The sequence below is a fragment of the Nocardia sp. NPDC059764 genome (genome assembly GCF_042732555.1).
In the GTDB taxonomy this organism is placed as follows: domain Bacteria; phylum Actinomycetota; class Actinomycetes; order Mycobacteriales; family Mycobacteriaceae; genus Nocardia.
On record NZ_JBHWHH010000101.1, the window covers coordinates 1 to 18,223 of the forward strand.

Genomic DNA, 18,223 nt, shown 5'->3' on the forward strand with positions numbered 1-18,223 from the left:
GTCATACACCTATCGCATCACACCGGCGGCGGCGCGAGCGGCTAGCGGGAGCTCATGTCGAGCGCGGCGAGGTAGCTGAACAGCACCGACGCGCCGATCGGGTTGCCGCCACCGGGGTAGACGGTGCCGCTGACCGCGGCCATGGTGTTGCCCGCGGCGTACAGACCCGGGATGGGTTCGCCCGCCTCGTTCAGGACGCGGGCGGCGGTGTCGGTGCGCAGGCCGCCCTTGGTGCCCAGATCGGAGATGCCGAAGGCGGCCGCGTGGAACGGGCCCTTCACGATCGGGGCCAGCGGCGGTTCGCCATGGGAGAAGGCGCGGTCGTAGGCCTCGTCGCCGCGGCCGAAGTCCGGATCGACACCCTCGGTCACGAATTCGTTGAAACGGGCCACGGTGGCGACCAGCACGTCGGCGGGGACGCCGATCTCCGCGGCCAGGCCCTCCAGGGTGTCGGCGGTCTTCCACAGGCCCGCCTCGATGAAGCGTTCCGCCTCGACCATCGGCACATTGCTGGCCTTGATCGGCGGCACCACGCCCTCGGCGTCGTCGTAGACCATCCAGAACGCCGCTCCACCTCCCTGCGCTTGCGTCGCCGACCCGTCGTCCAGGTGCTCGATGATGTCGCGGCCGAGCCGGTCGTAGGGCGCGGACTCGTTGACGAACCGTTCACCGGCCTGGTTGACGAAGATGCCGCCGGTGAACCACAGCGCGAACGCCGCGCGCCCGTCGGGATGGATGAGGCCCGGCGACCACCACGCCTGATCCATCAGATCGGTGTCCGCGCCCGCCGCGATGCCCGCCACGTGCGCCTTGCCCTGATTGCCCCACGGCCCCATGGTGTCCCGGGCCACGCCCGGCACGCCGTAGCGCTGCCGCAGCTCGTCGTTGCCCTCGAAGCCGCCGGCCGCCAGCAGCACGCCCTTACGCGCCCGGATGGCGATCCGCTGCCCGTCGCGCTCCACGATCGCACCGGTCACCGCGCCGTCCTCGGTCACCAGCTCGACCAGCGCGGTGTTCAGGTGCAGCGCCACGTTCGGGTACTTCGACAGGCCCAGCAGGAAGCGGCCGACCAGGGCGCGCCCGCCGATCAGATAGTCCGGCTGCGGGTCGCCGTGCCGTTCGGTGGCCAGCGGTCCGCGCACGGACTCGCTCAGCTCACCGAGCTTGGCGGCCTTCAGCGGCGCGGGCACGATGTGCCGCTTGCCGTCCAGGCGCGCCTTCGGGGCCTTGCCGAAGTAGTCCGGCCACGGGAACATCTGGAACTTGAACGCCTCGTCCTGCTCCAGGTACTCGATGACCTTCGCGCCATTGCGAATGTAGGTCTCCTGCAGGTCCGCCGGGGTGCGGTCGCCGACCACCGCGCGGAAGTAGGTGAGCGCGTCCTCCACGGTGTCGTCCACGCCCTCGCGCCGCAGCACCGGGTTGCACGGGAACCAGACGCCGCCGCCACCGGAGAACGAGGTGGTGCCGCCGAACTTCTCGGTGGCCTCGACCACCGCCACGCTCAGCCCCTCGCGGGCGGCCGTATAGGCCCCGGCCAGGCCGCCGCCCGACCCTGCCACCAGGACATCGACTTCTTCGTTCCAGTCCGTCACCGTTTGCTCCCTGATCGACGCGGTCTCTTCGCGCGACGGTATGCGGCGGGGCGCGCCCCGCGCATCAACTATCCCAATGGCCGGATAGCCGATCGATTCCAGGAGGTCAGCACGATTTTGCCGCGCACCCGCCCGGACTCGCCGAGCGCGCCATGTACCCGACCGTGCCGCCGCGAGTCGAGTACGCGCTGACCGAGCTCGGCGCGGATCACCCACGCCATGGGACAGTGGGCGCTGCGGCACGCCGATGAGATCGCCGTCGCCCGAACGGCTTTCGACGAATGGGCTGCCCGCGAGCCGGAACCGATCAGCTCCTGAACCCGGAGTCGCTCACACCTTGACCGCCAGCACGATGGCCTGTGGGGTGCGCTCGTCGGGACGGGCCTCCCGGGCCAGCGTCGCGGTGGCGCGAAAGCCGTGCGCGGCCAGCACTTCGGCGAACGTGACCGGAGCCCAGCGGTAGGCGGGGGCGACCTTGTGGTCGTAGGCGTGCACGCCGGTCGCCTGGTCGGCGGCCTGGAAGCCGAACAGCGCGTGCCCGCCGGGCCGCAGCACCCGGGCGAATTCGGTCAGTACGTCCGGAACCCGGGCCGGCGGAGTGTGAATGATGGAGTACCAGGCCACGATTCCGGCCAGCGACCCGTCCTCGAACCGCAGCCGCTCCATCGAGCCGACCTCGAAGGGCAGGTCGGGATACTGCTCGCGGGCGATCCGGATCATCTCCGGCGACAGGTCGATGCCGGACACCTCCAGTCCGGCCGCCGCCAGATGCGTGGTGACGCGGCCCGGACCGCAGCCGATATCGGCGACCGGGCCCGCCCCGTGCTCCCGCACCGTGTGCGCGAACGCGTCCAGCATCACGGCGTCGAACGGGTTGTCCTGCAACTGCCGCCGGAACAGATCGGTGTACAGCTCCGCGACCTCGTCGTACGCGTCTCGGGTCACCCTTATGTCCGCACTGTCCACCATGTTTCGACTCTAGGCCTCCGTCGGCAGTGCCCCGATCGCGCCCGTGGACGGGGCCCGAACCGGCAGGTACTCACCGTTCAACAGCACGCGCAGCCGGGCCTGCGGCGGCATCAGGGTGCGCAGCGGCAGGATCGCCAGCCGGGCCAGGCGGCGCAGGTCCCGGGGCAGCGCGGGCAGCTGAAGGTCGATGTGCCACAGCGGATAGCGGTGATCGGGATGCTGCCAGCCGTCACGCAGCATGAACTTCAGGACGCGCGGGGACAATTCGCGGGCGGTGGCGGTGGCCAGTTCCAGGCGCAGCAGGTCGCCGTCCCGGTCGACCCGGGCCCGATGCGGGTCCCCGGCATCCACGGTGAGCTGGCCGGAGTCCGCCAGATCGGTGATGAGAGCGGCCAATTCCTCGTAGCACTGGTCCCATTCGCGATCGTGCGCGCGATGCGCTGCCCGCTGCTGCTCGATGATGAGGCGGCGGTCGCGTTCGCCCGGCCGCACCAGATACAGCTCCACCGTGTCGGCCTCCGGAACCAGGCCCAGGGTGAGGCGGCCATCCGGCCAGGCCGGTCCGTACGCCTGGCCCAGCACCGCGTGCCGGGGCGCCCCGAACTCGGCGCGGAACCCGTCCAGCGCGCGGGCCTGGGCGGCGGTGCGTTGCGCCGCGACCTCGGCGGGCAGGCCCTCGTCGTAGAGGAAGGACTCGATGCTGTCGCTGAGCGTGACGCAGACCGCCTCGAGCCGGTCGCCGTCGAAGCAGAAGCGGGCGCGCGGACCGTCCACGTGGAGTTCGGTGTCGACCCACACCGTGCGCTCCCCGACATCGTTGTCGTGCACTGGTTTCCAGCCCATGGCGGCGGCGAAACCGTCCAGGTCGGCGCGGGTCCAGGTCCACGCGAAGGCGCGGGCGGCACGGGCGATCTCGACGCCGGCCGGCACATCCACGCGCAGCGGCCCGGCATCGAATTCGGAGACGGCGTGGCGGCGCAGAAATTCCGCGCGCTGGGTGCGGGAGGTCGGGTGCGGCGGAATGCCGAGCGCGGTCACCTCCAGATCGGCGCCGCCCTCCACCCAGGCGTCGGCCACCAGTTCGGTCGGAGCGGCGACCCCGACCGCGCGGAGGGTGTCGGTGGTGCGCAGGGCCAGTCCGCTCATGGCGACGGTGCCCGCGCGCCGGGACAGGCCGCGCGTCCAATTGCCCTCGCGGGGCGGCGTCCAGCCCAGCTCCATGAGCTGGCGTTCCAGGTCGGGGCCGTAATACCAGGCGGGATCGATGAATTCGCTGCGGGCCAGCTCCCCCGCCAGCTGCTCCGGCCCGGCCTCGAACTGCACGAAGCGCCCGCCGGGCGCGGTCACCAGCAGTCGCCCGTCGCCCGGCAGCGTCTCCAGGAATCCGGCCAGGCTCTCTGCGAATCGGATCCAGGGGCCCGAGGCGGCGCGGCGGCGGGCGGCCTCATGGCGGCGCTCCATCCAATACCGTTGCGCGGTCGGGTTCACCAGCAGCAGGTCCACGGTGTCCGTGCCGATCGTCAGGCCCGCGAAGACATTCGGGAAACGCCAGGCCAGGCCCTCGGCGGGACCCGCGGCGGTGGTCTCCGGATCGCCCCAGCGGGTGGTGAACTCCGCGGCGGCGCGGGCCATGGCGGCGGCGAGCAGGTCCCGGCTGCCGGGGTCCGCGGGATCCGGGCAGTCGGAGATGGCCGTGCGCACATGGTCCAGGCCGCGGTCACTGCCCCAGAACATGGCCGAGTCCCACCACACCGGCAGGCCCGTGCGCGAGAAGACCGGACCATTGCGGAGGGTGCCGACCGGTTGCGGCCCGGTCCAACCGACCAGTCGGGCGAATTCCGCGACATTCCCGGAACCCCAACGCCAGCCGAACCCCGCGGCCGCACCGACGATCTCGACCGCACCCGCGATATCGACCCGTACCTCGAAACCCACCCCGCGACACTAACCCCGGCCCGGCCATGCCGGGAAACTTCCCCGCCGCGACTATTATGTAATCGGCCGGCGCTTCCCACGGGGCGGACAACTCACGGGAAGCCCGGCCACGGTCTTCAATGCTCGGTCGGGAATCGCACACTTCCCGCGTCTCCCGCCGGAATGATCGGCAGCACCAGCGCCGACGGATGGTCCGGGTCGTGATAGACGGTTTGCGTCGCGACCTGCGTATTCGTGTTCTCCCCGAACGGATCACCGGTATTCGGATTCGGCGCGAACTGCGGGAAATCGCTGCTCGACACCTCCACTCGGATCTTGTATCCGGCTTTCACCAGATAACTCGTCGGCCAGATACCGATCGAGAACTTGTACGGCTGCCCCGGCACGAGCGGCGTCGGATGCTCCAGCGAATCTCGGAACGCCGCCCGAATGATCCCATTGTTGAGGTTCACCGTGGACCCGTCCGGCGCCACCGCCACCAGCTTCGCCGTGAAATCGGTATCCGGCGCACTCGAGGCCGCCCACAACGTCATTCGAACCGGCCCGGTGATCTCGGTATCGCTCGGCATCGGGGCGGTCGTATAGGTCAGTACATCCGACCGCTGCTCCACCACGAACTGATCCACCGGCCCCTGCGGCCCCGACGACGCCCCGCAACACGAATGCCCGCCCGCGCTCGGCACCGGATTCAAGGGGTCGTACTCGTACCGATCCGGCTGCTGCGGATCCTTCGGCGTGTCGGTGGTCAGCGCGCCCGTCCGGCCCAGCATCGAATTGCCGCCGTTCCCGGACAGGTAGTAGGTGGTCCAGCGGGTGTTCGGCAACGGCCACGCCGACGCCGACTTCCACTTGTTCGCACCCATCACGAAATAGTCGACCACCGGCTGCCCGGAAACCTTGTTGTCCACGCCCTTCAGGAAATGGTCGAACCAGGCCAGCATCAGTTCATTGATCGGACTGTCGCCCGCCTCCCCGGCCGCGGCCAATATGGGCGTCGTGACCCCGCTCCCGGGCCGACCCCATCCCAGGTGGTCCCAGGGCCCCAGCACCAACCGCTGCCCGGCCCGCGCTTCCGGTGAACCGCCCCCGGCCACCATCCCCGTGAAGTTCTCCACCCCGCCGGCCAGGAACGCGTCGTACCAGCCCTCGAAATTCAGGACGGGGACCGTGACCTTCGCGTACCGGTCCCGAATGCTCCACTGCCTCCAGTAGTCGTCGCGGGTCGAATGCCGCACCCAGTCGTAGAACCACGGCGCGATCACCGGATCACCCGGGTGCAGCGGCGGAAACTGTTGATAGGGGCGAAAACCCAGCCACCGGGAGTAGTTCGTGCCGTCGGCCGCAAGCTGCTTGGCGGTGCCGGTATCGCCGCGATTCGCGGCCGCGCTCGCCCCGATCGTCTCCATGGCCCACGGCTCCACGAACCCCAACCGGAACGCCCCGCCCTCGTAGGTCCACCCGTCGTAGTAATCCGACGCGGTATTGGCCGGGACGATCGTGGTCAGATGCGGTGGCGTGCTGACCGCCGCGAGCCATTGCGTCGCACCGACATACGACGACCCGTACATGCCGACCTTGCCATTCGTCCCCGGCAGCGCGGCCGCCCACTCCACCGAGTCGTAGCCGTCGGTGATGTCGTTCCCGAATTCGGTGAACACTCCGGCCGACCGACCCTGGCCGCGAATATCCTGCACCACAACGAGATAACAGTGCGAAGCGAACCATTCCGGCGTCCGATACCGGTACGGCTGGATCTGCGCCGCCGCCTTCCCGTACTGCGTCCGCATCAGCACCACGGGCACCGCATCGCCCGTCTTCGGCCGATACACATCGGCCTTCAACACCACCCCGTCCCGCATGGTCGCGGGCACGTCCACCTGCTTGTCGACCGCGCACGCCCCGCGCCCACCCGCGGGCGGCCAGCTCGCCGCGCCCTGCGGCCCCGACCCGCCCCCGCCTCCCCCGCACCCGGAGCCGACCAGCACAACGGCCCCGACCACCGCCCAGACCTGCGCGATCCGCCCAACCCCTCGCCCACCACGAGTCATCGACCGACGGTAGCCCCGTCCCGCCCACACCGATCGACAATCGACCGAACAAGCAGATCCTCGCCCGCCGACTACCCGTCCACGCCAGCCTTCAACCCGGCGATGTACGCGGAATGGGACACGAAGACCTACAGAAGAGAATGCGTTCCTCGAAAGCTCGCACTTCACTCGAAGGTCTTTGCTATGTCAGCTCGCCACACCGTCACCAACCTTCTGGGTCATTACACCTAGCCGGCTCGGGCGATCCTGACGATGTGGAGGCGGCTGCCGACCTCGCCGGGGAAGCGGCGGGAGGTGATGGTGACCGGTTGCCAGCCGCTGGGGGTGTGGGCGCGGATACGGGCGGGGGTGACTGTTTTCGAGTCGAGCAGGCCGGGTTGGAGCATGATCGCGGTCTTGGCGATGGCGTGCCAGTCGTCGCGGTGGATCAATTCGGCGTCGCCTTCGCGCTGCCAGTCGATCCAGGTGGGGACGTGGCCGATCCATTGCGCGATGAGTGGGGCGCCGGTGGGCGGGAACGCGATCAGGGCCGCCGCGGGCGAGTCCGGTCCGGGCTCATCGGTCAGGCCGAGCGCCTCGTGGGGGCTCAGCGATACGGGGTCGACATCGGAAACGTCGTGGGTCAGACCGCGCAGGCCGGGCCGCTCCAGATCCGTTCTACCGACGGCGAAGGTCTGCCAGTTCATGAGGCGTCCGTTGTCGTGCAGGACGACGATGCGCTGGGAGAAGCGGGCGCCGGGAGTGGGGTTGGTGCCCAGCGCTATCAGGGCGGTGGCATCGTCGAATTTCACGACCTTGCGGAAGAACTCGCCGGGCGAGCGGACGCGCTTGAAACCGTCGGCGTCATCGGTGCTCATCATCCACGATTCCAGACCTTGCTGGACCTGTAGATCACCTGCGTACCAAGCGATTCCGGCAGCCGGTCGGTGCGCGGGAATGGACTCGTCGGGTGCCCCGGCCCACAGGTGCATCGCGTACACCTCGCCTTCGGGGCCGACGATCGGCAGTATTCGCACGCGGTGGTGACCGCCGCGCCCGGAGACCACCTGATCGAAGACCGAGCCGGAGTGGCGCACCCACTCGGCCGCATCGGTGACATCGACACCTTCGTTGCGTTGCAGAGAGCGCAGTGACACCCAATCGCGGCGCTCGCCGTCCTTGGCGAGGATGGTCATCGGGGCGTCCAGCGGGCCGAGGGCCTCGATGAGAAACCATGACATCGGGGTGCTAACTCCTAGCGGCTGCCGCCCGGTCATGGGCGATCAGGTCGTACGGATCGGGGCGCAGGGTGCCGCGTTCGCGCAGCGTCAGCGCGGGCGCCGACGTACGCAGGTCGAAGGCGTCGACCAGCCGGCCGAGCAGGAGCGTCGCTTCATGCAGCGCGAACGCGCGCCCGATGCACGAGCGCGGGCCGGTGCCCCACGGCTGGAAGAAGCGGTCGGGAAAGGCGCGCAGCGCGGTGGAGTCGAACCGGTCGGGTTCGAAGGTCTCGGCGTCCGGGCCCCACACGTCGGGGTCGCGCTGGGCTGCCAGCGCGAGCACGAAGACCGCGCGGCCGGCCGGGATCCGGTATCCGCCCAGGTTCTGCTCGGTGCGCGCGATCCGGAAATAGCCCGGCGCGGGCGGCCACAACCGCAGGCATTCATTGAGCAGCTGACGGGTGAACCGCATCCTGGCGATGTCCTCATATCCCAGAGCTGTTGCCTGCACGGGCATTTCGGAGCGGATGCGGTCCTGGAAGGCGGGGTTCCGCGCCAGGTAATACAGCGCGACTTCCAGCAGGGCCGCCGTGGTTTCGTGCCCGGCGATCAAGAAGGTCAGCGTCTGGTCGCGGATATTGTCCGCAGGCAGGCGTTTTCCACTCTCCGGGTCCGTAGCGGTCAACATCAATCCGAGTAGATCGGTTGCCGCGCTGGTGTTCTGGCGTTGTCGCTCGACGATCAGTTCGTCGACATAGCGTTGCAAGGAAGCGATTTCGCGGCGCACGCCCGGCGCCCGCAGCGCCGCCCGCACGTCGCCGATGACAGGCAGGTCATTGGTGGATTCCGAGGCCCACTGCAGGGTGCGGCCCAGTTCTCGCACGAAGCGGCGCGAATCGCCGTCCTCCCCCGAGGCGGTGAACAGCCGCAGGTCACGGCCGAATCCGGCCCGCGCGATCACTTCGAGGGTCGCGCGGGTCATCGCCGAATGCACGTCCACGCCACGCCCACCCGTGGCGGCCCACTCGGCCGTGAGGTCGTCGGCGACCGACGCCATCGCATCGTGGTAGGTGCGCATCGAAGCCTGCGCGAATCCCGGGGTGAGAATACGACGCGCCTGCCCCCAGAGCGGGTCCTTCGAGCTGGCGGTGAACATTCCGTGCGGGGCCACCGGCCGAATCTTCGCAAGCGGACCGAGAAGTACCCGCCCCCACGATGTCTCGTCATTGCACTGAGCCGCCAACCGCCCCCCGGTCACGATCACCAGCTGTGTGCCGAGCAGCTTGCGCTGGAAGATAGGACCCAGCCCGGCCTGCGCGAGCCCCATCTCATGCTGCGTCGGCCGATGCCGGTCCACGCTGGCGACATCGCCGAGGATCGGAAGCCGCCCCGGCGGATGCGGGAGCGCGTCCAAAGGTAATGCAGGACTAGACGATTCCATGTGTGCACTCAAACACGCCGGTCGCCCGATTGTCATGCCGGGCAGCCGCCGCCTTCCCCCACGCCACGTGACCGCTCAGCCGACCAAGGGCCCTCGTACCCCTCCGAACCCGCATTGCGCAGTGTCCTATCGGCATGGTTTGCTTGTCGCCAAGCTGGGCGGCTCATTCCCCTAGCTGGACGTAAGAAGCTCACACGACACCGTGTACCCCGGTACCCGTCTGTTCTGTCGAGCTGAGCGATGCGACCAGCAGGTGACACGAATGACCATCCGATACCGCACCAGCACATCCAGTCCGGTCCCGGCCGAATTCACCCCCACCACAGATCATCGCGGAACAACCGCGTCCTGACGTTGGGGGCCGGGCTCGGAGGGGAACTCCGGCCCCCAACCACTCCTACAGTCCGGCGTGAACCGGTACCCCATGCGCAATCAGATTCCCAGTGCATGGTTCTTCACCGCTGCCGCGTTTGTCCAACTCGCACTGAGCGGCGCGCCGACCACGACAGACCAGGGCAGGCCTGCTTTGCGAGCGGAATGGCTCTCCGCGGCAGTCCAATTCCTCGGAACGCTGCTGTTCAATATCAGCACCGGCGCCGCGCTACACGCTCACACCATCAAAAGCGAAGAACATCTGGTGTGGAATCCGGACGCCGAGGGGCCGGTCGCATTCCTGCTGAGCAGCGCGCTGGCCGTCCTGATGTTGTTGCGAGTCAACTCGACAGGCGCATTCGGCCGCACAGTGCCATCAGCAACGCGGTCCGCGCGGCACCGGACTGTGCCGCCAGTACCGTCACCCCGCCCTCGTCGATGTCCAGGTCGAGGGGACCGAACACGCGCCCCCATGGTCCGTTGAGCTCAATTGCTCTCGCGGACACGAGCGATCCGGGTGTCGGGTTCCAGAAGTTATCCGGTTCTGCCGTAATTGTCTCGACCAACTCACACCTCTCCTCCCACGCCGGGTCGAGGAGTCGACGGCGTGCGTATTCGACAGTGCTGCTCGTGTTCGATGAATGGCTCGACGGGCCAGGTCAGAGAGCGTTCTTGACGATCTCCCCGTTCATCACGATGACCGGCAGATTCTTTCCGGGGTCCGCCAGCAGGTTCAGATCCTCGAGTGGGTTGCCGTCGACGAGCAGGACATCGGCCCACGCGTCCTCGGCGATGACACCGAACCGCGCCTGCCGGTAGGGGTCACGCTCGCCCGCGAGCCGGAAGAGTTCCGCGTTGCCGGATGTCAGCATCCGCAGCGCCTCGAAGTTGCTGTAGTGGTCGCCGAGGCGGGCCGCCATCTCGCTCTGCCGGGCGGCCAGTTGCGGTTCGAGGAGAAGGTCGGTGCCCCACGCAACCCTCACACCATGCTTCTTCGCCCACTCGTACACCTGGTCGGTACCGGTGCAGATTTGTCGATCCTTGTCCGCCCGGTCGGGATCCGGATAGTGGTGGTCGCCGAGCGCGAATGGCTGCATCGACAGCCAGACCTCCCGCTCCGCCAGCATGGCGATCGTCGCCTCGTCGGCGAGGTGGCCGTGCTCGATGGACTTGACACCCGCCTCGACCGCACGATGAATCCCGACGACGTTGTAGACATGCGAGGCGACATAAGTGCCGTAGTCGGTCGCCGCGTCGACCGCGGCCCGCAATTCCGTGGCGGTGAACTGCACCGTATAGAGAGGGTCGTACATCGACGCGGCGCCGCCACCCACCATCACCTTGATCTGGGTCGCCCCCTTCTTCAACTGCTCCCGGACCGCGGCCAGCACCTGCGCCTCACCGTTCGCGACCCGCATGAAGCCGATCTGCTCAGCACGCGACTCCGTGCCGGCGAGCGCAGTCGGGGTGTCGTAGACGAACCCGAAGTCGCCGTGTCCGCTGGTCTGCGACACTGCAGCCTGCGACGGGTAGATGCGCGGGCCCTGGAACTGTCCACGGTCGATGGCCGACTTGATACTGCCGGTGTCGCCGGCCATGTCCCGGACCGCGGTGAAGCCGCGCAGCAGCATATTCCTGGCCTCGGCGAGGCCATTGAGAGCGATGTGACTCTCCGAGCCCAGCACCATGTCGACGTACGAATTCGCGTTGCCCACCAGGTGCACGTGCGCGTCGCTCATGCCGGGCATCAGAACCCGGCCGCCGCCGACGATCTCGTGCGTCTCACGCCCCGGCTCGTCGCCGATCGGGGATTCCGAGACCGCCGCCACCCGGTCCCCTTCGATCAACACATCTCCGGTTACAAGCTTCTCGGAAACACCGTCAAAGACCCGAACATCACGAAAAACAACGCGCCGCTTTGCTTTCGAAGAAGTCGACATGCTCACGGATGTTAAGCGCACTATCTTCAAACCTGTTCAGGCGAGATCCGAGCCTAGCGATTGTTAGATATCCGAGATAAATTACAGGGGGGTTTCGTAATTGAAACATGTGATTGGCTCACCACCCCAGCCACCTGGGGGTGTGGCCGGAGCCGAGTCGGCTCGAAACCTGGTGGGACACCGGTATGCATCCTGACGAGCCACCGGCTGTCGGTATTCTCGAGCGCCTCGTACATGATCCGGCCGTATCCACCCAGGCAATTCTGGTTTGAGCTCCTCCGCAAGACCCTCGTCAACGGGAAGGGTAGACGGTCACATCTCTCGTTGTCGGACGCTATGTCGATGATTCATGGGTGCGAGGGTCGCAATTCACATCTTGCACCATCGCTTTCCGGTGCAGGCTCGATGCGTGTGCCGGGCTGATCTCCGGTCGCCGGTCCACGGTGGATTGGGTGCAGGTCGGTCGTGCGCCGGCTGCGGCGAAGAGCGTCGAGACCATGGCGATGGGTCACAGTCGGTATCCCGGGATGGAACAGCGCCTCGAGCGTCGTGACTGCTCGATAGAGTTCTATCCTTGTGGCGGACTGGAGTTGGTTCGTTTTCAATTGCCGGAGCACTGCTCCGGCGAGAACCGCCCGGAGGGTTATATTGGTCGAAGTGGGACCGATCGGTTGCAGCTGCGCCCCGTAGGAGAATGTCAGCAGTCCTCGCGCTGCGGCGCTGAATTGCAGTGTCGATGGCGGTGTCCACTCGGTGATGGTCCAGCGGATCTCATGGACGGCGCCGAAGGCAGTGACTTGCTCGGTGGCCGATGTCCCTCTTCTGAGTGGTGTCGGCAGCGGATCGAGCCACTGTTGATGGCACGGTAGCCACTCACCATGGCGGGACAGATCCGAGACCACTGCCCACACGTCGTCGTTGGACGCGGGCAGTCGGCGTGATGCGGTACTGGACCATCTCATGCGGGGCACTCCGTTGTTTTACGTACAGCCTGAACGACTTTCGAACCCATCAGGTGTGGCTGTCGTCCCCGACTGTCGGCAGCCCGACACACCAATTGGTGGCATATCGTCACCAATTGACACCCGCGGCGCATGTCGTTGTCAAGATGGACGAATGACTTCACCCCAGACCTGGGGCGGCCGTACCGCCGAGGCGCGGCGCGCCGACCGCCGCGTGCAGCTGATCGACGCCGCAATCGATATCTGGGTGGAGGGAGGTTGGGGCGCCGTCAGTTTGCGCAGCGTGTGTGCGCGGGCGGGCCTGAACGATCGGTACTTCCGTGAGAGCTTCGCGGACCGGGACACGCTGCTGGCCGAGGCGTGGGAGCAGGTCCGCCAGGAAACCACGGCCACCCTGGCCACGATCATGGCAGACCTCGCGGACATACCGCCGGTCGCGGTCTTGCACCGGGTGATCGAGGCGGTGGTCGTCAACTTCGCCGACGATCCACGTCGCGCGCCAGTGCTTTTCGGTGACCATGCGGGCTGCGCGATCCTCGAACGCCGCCGCCACGATCTGATTCTCGTCGCCACGGAGGTACTCGCCACGGGAATGGAGCCCCATCTCCGCAAAGGCAGGGATCGCGACTTGTTCCGTAGTTCGGTTCTGATGACGGTCGGCGGTTTCGTCGAACTGACCACCGCATGGCGGGTCGGACTCGTCGCCACCGATGCCGCGGGAATAATCGATCGGACAACCCATTTCGCGACAATACTGGCCGATTACTACCTCGAGCCCGCCGATGCGCCCGCGGTTGATACACAGCGTTGAGGGATGGATACCGCGCTAAATGACACAGGGGCCGCAATGACCCTGTTCCGCTGCCTATCGCCACGACAGCAGCACCGAGTGGGCCATCAGGCAATCAGTGAGCCGCGCTATGCCCCGGCCGCGGTGAGCGCATCACGGCAGGCATCGATCGGCAGTAACGGCGAATCCATTGCGCGACAGCGCACCAGAGCCGGCAGGCGATCGAAATCCTTTCGGCGGCAACAAGTGTCTTCGCGCGGCGAGTGACCCGCGACGGTAGTCGGGGCGTTCATCGCCGACCGCTGGACCTGGCTACTACTGGCCGTCTACACCCAGCCCCACCTCGCCCGCGACCTCACCACGGACCTGAAACGGTCGTGGGAGAAACACGCTGCCCCGCAACGACTCACACCGGCTCGCGTCCGGCGGTGGTTCGACACCTACGTGGGAAACCACCTGCCCCGCCAGTGCGCCCAAACCCTCCCGACCCGGACCAGGGCGACCCGCAGGACACCCCCAACCGGCATCTCACACCCCACTACGACGTGCACATCAAGACCGCGATCAACCAGAAAGCATCCAAACCCGCCCGGTGGACCGTTCTTCAGCCACCCCTTGGACGCCAGCCGATGGGAGGCAAGCCAATGGAGAGCCACGCTAATCCAGACGGTGTGCAGCCGCACAACAGGAGCATCCCACTGAGCACCTGGAACAGATGCTGGCCGGAATCCCCGGAATCCGATCCTGACAACAGTCTCTTACCAGCCGTAACCGGCAATTCGACACCCGCTATGTCCCCTGGTGCCCGACTCGTGTGCGCCGGGCATCCCGTGCCATGCTCCGGCATCCCGCGTGTGGGGTGCTTTGTGTCGATTGGACGTGGTCAAATGGCGGCTCCCGAATGCGTCCGAAACCATCATTTGATCGCCCTCGGCGCACCTCCGCCGCTCGGGCTCAGTGGAGGACGACCAGCCAGATTGCGGCGTAGTGGCACAGTGCGGCCACGACGGTTGCGGCGTGGAAGAACTCGTGGTGGCCGAAGACCCTGGGCCAGGGGTTGGGCCATTTGGTCGCGTAGAGGATCGCGCCGCCGCTGTAGACCAGGCCGCTGATCAGCAACAGGATCAGTGGGGCGATTTCGATATTCGTGTTCAGCTGCCCGGCCACTGACACGATCGCCCAGCCGAGCAGCAGATACAGCGGCACCCCGACCCAGCGAGGTGCGGTGGGCCACAGCAGTTTCAATGCCACACCGGCGAGCGCGGCGAGCCACACCGCCAGCAGCAGTGTCTGCCCGGTCCGCCCCGGCAGCCCGAGCAGCGCGAACGGGGTATAGCAGCCCGCGATGAACAGGAAGATCATCGAATGGTCGGCCCGTTTCATCTGGATGCGGGCCTTCGCGGTTGCCCAGGTCACCCGGTGGTAGACGGCGCTGACGCCGAACATCCCGCAGGCTGTGAGCCCGTAGACCAGCGTGGACCAGCCCGCCGTCGCCGAGATCGTCGCGGCCTTGGTGACCAGTGCGGTCACCGCGATCGCCGTGATGCCGACCGCCCAGGTGTGGATCCAGCCGCGCAGCCGCGGCTTGATCAGGGTCGCGACCGGTGTCGCATCGGCGGCTGTGCCGATCATTTCGGACACGTGTTGTCCCCGGTGACGCTCGCCAGTGACCTACTGTCTAGCAAGTTTCTGGCCCTCGGCCACTGCGCTGGGTAACGCGTGGTGTCAGCGACGGGCACGGAGGCGGTAGCACCGCCGCGTACCCACGGATCGGGGTCTGTCGCCGCAGCTTCCAGGGACAGTTTCCGAGACGGCCTGCACCTGTTGGTGACCCACCTCCGCCAGGAACCTGTTCCGGCACGCGAATCCTGACGCAGATGCTTCACGAGGTGGGCGTATCGGCTGCCCTGTTCGCCGAATCTGTGCGCGATCACCACGGTGGCGCGTGGCTCGTTGTCGGGTGACCACGCTTGCCGAAACAGCGTCGGGCCCGAGGTTCCGGGCAGGTGGCCATTTGTCTGCTCCATGTCATGTCTCCGTGGTCGTCATACCCGTCCGCCGCTGCGACGGGCGGGTATAGGCAGCCGTCACCGGAGTGCCGGGCACTCGGGCGAGCGGATGTTCGTACTGTGGTGTGTGGGCTCTCAGCCGGCGGTGGATCTCACGCCGGTGAAGGACTGTCGTGGTCGGCGTTGCAGTTCCAGGAGGCTGCAGCCGAGGCGCTGCAGGTTCTCCGCGATGCCTGGCCGGGTGCGTAGCCGCGGTGTCCGGGCGATGTCGTTGACGATGGTGAGCACGGCCTGAACGCGCACGCGCGCCTGCGCACGCGACATGGCCGGGTGGATGACGCGCAGTAGATCCAGCCACTCCTCGATGTAGTCGCGCTGGGTCTGGAGTACGCGCTGCCTCTGCTCGTCTTGAAGGTGTTCGGTCTCGGTGACGATGAGTGTGACCAGGTGCGGGTGGGCCAACGCGAATTGCGCGTACCGCGACACCAGCAGACGCAACGCATCTGTATGGTCCTGGGCGGTTTCGAATACCTCGGCCAGGTCGAGCCACAGTCGTTCGGAGCTGCGGTTCATCGCCGTCCAGAGGATCTCGTGCTTGCTGGAGAAATAGTTGTAGATGCTCGGTCCGGCTATTCCGACAACGGTGCCGGTGTCCTCCAAACTGACCGCCGCATAACCATTTTCAGCGAACAACCGGGTTGCCGTCGCGAGCAGGCTTTCGCGACGGGTCCGAAGTACGGGCGCGTGGTCGGTGCGTGGGCGGTCGTCGACAGGTAGGCCGAGTTCAGGGAGCTGCGCGGTTGCCACGCAGCGCATCAGGTTCTCGACCAGGTTCAGGTAGTCGGGTTCGGGCAGGTCGACATGCTGGTAGGAGATGCTGGCCGCGACATCGAGGATGCTCCAGGCCAGCAGCTCGGCGTGCACGGGATCAAGCTGCGGCCGGGACGCGGTCAGCTGGCCGACGAGCGCACGCCGCGAGGCGGACAGGTTCTCACCGAGTTCCGTCCGCTGTTCGGCGGGAAGGTTGCGGGCTTCGCGCTGCCACAGGACGCCGAGTTCTCGCCGGGCCAAGGAGGTTGCGGCGAACGCCTTGACCAGCGAATCGAGATCGCCGAGCCGAGCCGCAGCCAGCCCGCCCAGGCAGGACTCCAGCGCCTCGGCGACGACGGCGTAGAGCAGTTCCTGCTTGCCGCGGAAATGCCGGTACAGCGCCGAGGGCCCGATATTCACCGCGAGGGCGATATCGTTCATCGCGACATTGGTGTAGCCGTCGCGGTAGAACAGCTCGCGCGCCGCGGTGATGATCAGCTCTCGGCGATTGCGTGGCCGGGTGCCGCGCGCGGGGGGTGTCGATACCTCGGTGCCGACCATCACGGTGTTCTCCTGGGTCTGGATGCAGCTCTGCCGTCAGGTTTCAGCCGACCTGGCGTTCGGTGTCGGCCCAGTATTTCCGGCGCAGTTCGCGTTTGAGAATCTTGCCCGCCCCGGACATGGGCAGGGCCTGCACGAACTCGACGCTGCGCGGCACCTTGTAGCCGGCGATGTATTCGCGGCAGGCGCCGCGCAGCTCATCCTCGGTCGCGCTGCTACCGGGCTGCAGCACCACAACGGCATGCACCTGTTCGCCGAGTTTCGGGTCGGGCACGCCGATGACCGCGCACGCGGCCACCGCCGGATGGCGGGCCAGCGCGTTCTCCACCTCGGCGGAGTACACGTTCTCGCCGCCGGAGACGATCATGTCCTTGATCCGGTCCTCAATGAACACGTAACCATGTTCGTCCATGTAGCCGGCGTCGCCGGTGTGCATCCAGCCACCACGCAAGGCAGCCGAGGTGTCCTGGGGCTGGTTCCAGTAGCCGACCATGACGTGATCGCCGCGGACGACGACCTCGCCCACCGTGCCACGCGGCACCTCAACCTCGTCGGGGTCCACGATGCGTACCTCGGCGTGCTGTGCGCTGCGGCCGGCGGAGCGGCGCAGCGTCGGGTTCTCGTGGTCGGCCGCGGACAGCATGGTCGCCGCCGGGGACAGCTCCGTCATCCCGTAGACCTGGATGAATCCGGTCGTCGGGAAGACTTGGCGGGCCCGCTCGAGCACCGCCTCCGAAATCGGTGACGCGCCATAGAGAATGGTGCGAACGCTGCCGAGGTCGTGATCGTCGAGCGCGGGCGCGTCGACCAGCATCTGGATCATGGTGGGGACGAGCAGGGTGTCGGTGACCCGGTGCTCGGAGATCGCGGCGAGCACCGCGGCCGGGCCGAACATGGGCACGATGACATGGGTCGAATCGACCAGCGTGCCGCCGAGCCAGGCGGCGAGGTCGGCTAGATGGAACATGGGGGCCGCGTGCAGGAGCCTGCCGCCGGGCGTGACGAACGACCCGGTGGCCAGGCAGCCCAGGGCGGAGCTGATCATGTTGGCGTGGCTGAGCATCACCCCCTTGGGGTGTCCGGTTGTGCCCCCGGTGTAGAAGATGCCGAACAAGTCGTCTCCTCCCCGGCGGGCATCGGGGACCGGCTCGGAGGTGGCAAGCAGTCGCTCATAGCCCAGGGCGCCCTCGGGGAGGCCGTCGTCACCGATGAAGATCACGGTCGACAGCTCCGGGAACCGCTCGCGCAGCGCGGGCACAATGGCCGCGAACGCATCGTCGACCAGCAGCACCCGCGTACCGGATTCGGCGAGCGAGTAGACGATCTCGGCGACGCTCCACCGGATATTGATCGGATTGACCACCGCGTCCGCCCAGGGCACCGCGAGCAGGTACTCGTGGTAGCGGTCGGAGTTCAGTGCGAGTATGCCCACCCGGTCACCGGATTCGACACCGAGCGATCGAAAAGCTCCTGCCAATCGGGCGATTCGTTCCGCCGATTCGGCGACCGTCCGGGTCCGGTCACCGAAGATGGTCGCCGGCCGGCCGGGATCGTGTTGCAGGGCTCTGTGTATGGCTTGGGTCACGTACATG

At 67.3% G+C, this 18,223-nt stretch carries 14 protein-coding genes and 1 pseudogene; 3 read left to right on the plus strand and 12 right to left on the minus strand.

Features of this window, described 5'->3' with window-relative positions; all coding sequences use genetic code 11:
- Positions 1-41: 41 nt before the first annotated feature.
- On the minus strand, positions 42-1,595 hold the full coding sequence (locus ACFV4K_RS21985) for an FAD-binding protein (protein ID WP_379277252.1): 1,554 nt from the start codon (positions 1,593-1,595) through the stop codon (positions 42-44).
- Positions 1,596-1,747: 152 nt separating this feature from the next.
- Between ACFV4K_RS21985 and ACFV4K_RS21990 the strand changes: the two genes are divergently transcribed.
- Complete coding sequence (locus ACFV4K_RS21990) at positions 1,748-1,846, plus strand: hypothetical protein (protein ID WP_379277254.1); 99 nt, start codon at positions 1,748-1,750, stop codon at positions 1,844-1,846.
- A 79-nt stretch (positions 1,847-1,925) separates the two neighbouring features.
- Here the strand turns inward: ACFV4K_RS21990 and ACFV4K_RS21995 are convergent, their stop codons facing one another.
- The 5 genes from ACFV4K_RS21995 to ACFV4K_RS22015 form a co-directional block, all read right to left on the minus strand.
- Positions 1,926-2,564: a class I SAM-dependent methyltransferase gene (locus ACFV4K_RS21995; protein WP_379277256.1), complete on the minus strand. Its 639-nt coding sequence runs from the start codon at positions 2,562-2,564 to the stop codon at positions 1,926-1,928.
- 9 nt (positions 2,565-2,573) lie between these two features.
- Entirely contained in the window at positions 2,574-4,499 is a 1,926-nt protein-coding gene (locus ACFV4K_RS22000) for a DUF6301 family protein (protein WP_379277258.1), read from the minus strand.
- A 116-nt stretch (positions 4,500-4,615) separates the two neighbouring features.
- Positions 4,616-6,547, minus strand: a complete 1,932-nt coding sequence (locus tag ACFV4K_RS22005) for a CocE/NonD family hydrolase (RefSeq protein WP_379277259.1) — start codon at positions 6,545-6,547, stop codon at positions 4,616-4,618.
- A gap of 227 nt (positions 6,548-6,774) precedes the next feature.
- A complete protein-coding gene (locus tag ACFV4K_RS22010) occupies positions 6,775-7,767 on the minus strand; it encodes a GAF domain-containing protein (protein WP_379277261.1) in 993 nt (330 codons plus the stop codon).
- Between the two features lie 7 nt (positions 7,768-7,774).
- Complete coding sequence (locus ACFV4K_RS22015) at positions 7,775-9,223, minus strand: cytochrome P450 (protein WP_379277263.1); 1,449 nt, start codon at positions 9,221-9,223, stop codon at positions 7,775-7,777.
- Positions 9,224-9,632: 409 nt separating this feature from the next.
- On the opposite strand from ACFV4K_RS22015, the pseudogene ACFV4K_RS22020 reads away from it, so the two are divergent.
- Positions 9,633-9,905, plus strand: a pseudogene (locus tag ACFV4K_RS22020) (hypothetical protein); the annotation flags it as partial.
- Here ACFV4K_RS22020 and ACFV4K_RS22025 read toward each other — a convergent pair.
- The 3 genes from ACFV4K_RS22025 to ACFV4K_RS22035 all read right to left on the minus strand — a co-directional run bounded on the left by ACFV4K_RS22025 (position 9,901) and on the right by ACFV4K_RS22035 (position 12,461).
- Positions 9,901-10,023, minus strand: coding sequence for a hypothetical protein (locus ACFV4K_RS22025; RefSeq protein WP_379277293.1), 123 nt, complete (start codon positions 10,021-10,023; stop codon positions 9,901-9,903). The pseudogene ACFV4K_RS22020 and the gene ACFV4K_RS22025 overlap by 5 nt on opposite strands.
- Before the next feature lie 195 nt (positions 10,024-10,218).
- Entirely contained in the window at positions 10,219-11,499 is a 1,281-nt protein-coding gene (locus tag ACFV4K_RS22030; RefSeq protein WP_379277265.1) for an amidohydrolase family protein, read from the minus strand.
- Positions 11,500-11,846: 347 nt separating this feature from the next.
- On the minus strand, positions 11,847-12,461 hold the full coding sequence (locus ACFV4K_RS22035) for an SRPBCC family protein (RefSeq protein ID WP_379277267.1): 615 nt from the start codon (positions 12,459-12,461) through the stop codon (positions 11,847-11,849).
- A 214-nt stretch (positions 12,462-12,675) separates the two neighbouring features.
- Between ACFV4K_RS22035 and ACFV4K_RS22040 the strand changes: the two genes are divergently transcribed.
- Positions 12,676-13,272, plus strand: a complete 597-nt coding sequence (locus ACFV4K_RS22040; RefSeq protein ID WP_379277269.1) for a TetR/AcrR family transcriptional regulator — start codon at positions 12,676-12,678, stop codon at positions 13,270-13,272.
- 933 nt (positions 13,273-14,205) lie between these two features.
- Here ACFV4K_RS22040 and ACFV4K_RS22045 read toward each other — a convergent pair.
- From ACFV4K_RS22045 to ACFV4K_RS22055, 3 genes are all read right to left on the minus strand, one after another.
- Positions 14,206-14,883 (minus strand): hemolysin III family protein, encoded by a 678-nt coding sequence (locus ACFV4K_RS22045; protein WP_379277290.1) that lies wholly within the window; start codon positions 14,881-14,883, stop codon positions 14,206-14,208.
- Positions 14,884-15,395: 512 nt separating this feature from the next.
- Positions 15,396-16,631: a TetR/AcrR family transcriptional regulator gene (locus ACFV4K_RS22050; RefSeq protein ID WP_379277292.1), complete on the minus strand. Its 1,236-nt coding sequence runs from the start codon at positions 16,629-16,631 to the stop codon at positions 15,396-15,398.
- 43 nt (positions 16,632-16,674) lie between these two features.
- Positions 16,675-18,222 (minus strand): long-chain fatty acid--CoA ligase, encoded by a 1,548-nt coding sequence (locus ACFV4K_RS22055; protein ID WP_379277271.1) that lies wholly within the window; start codon positions 18,220-18,222, stop codon positions 16,675-16,677.
- Between the last annotated feature and the right edge of the window lies 1 nt (position 18,223).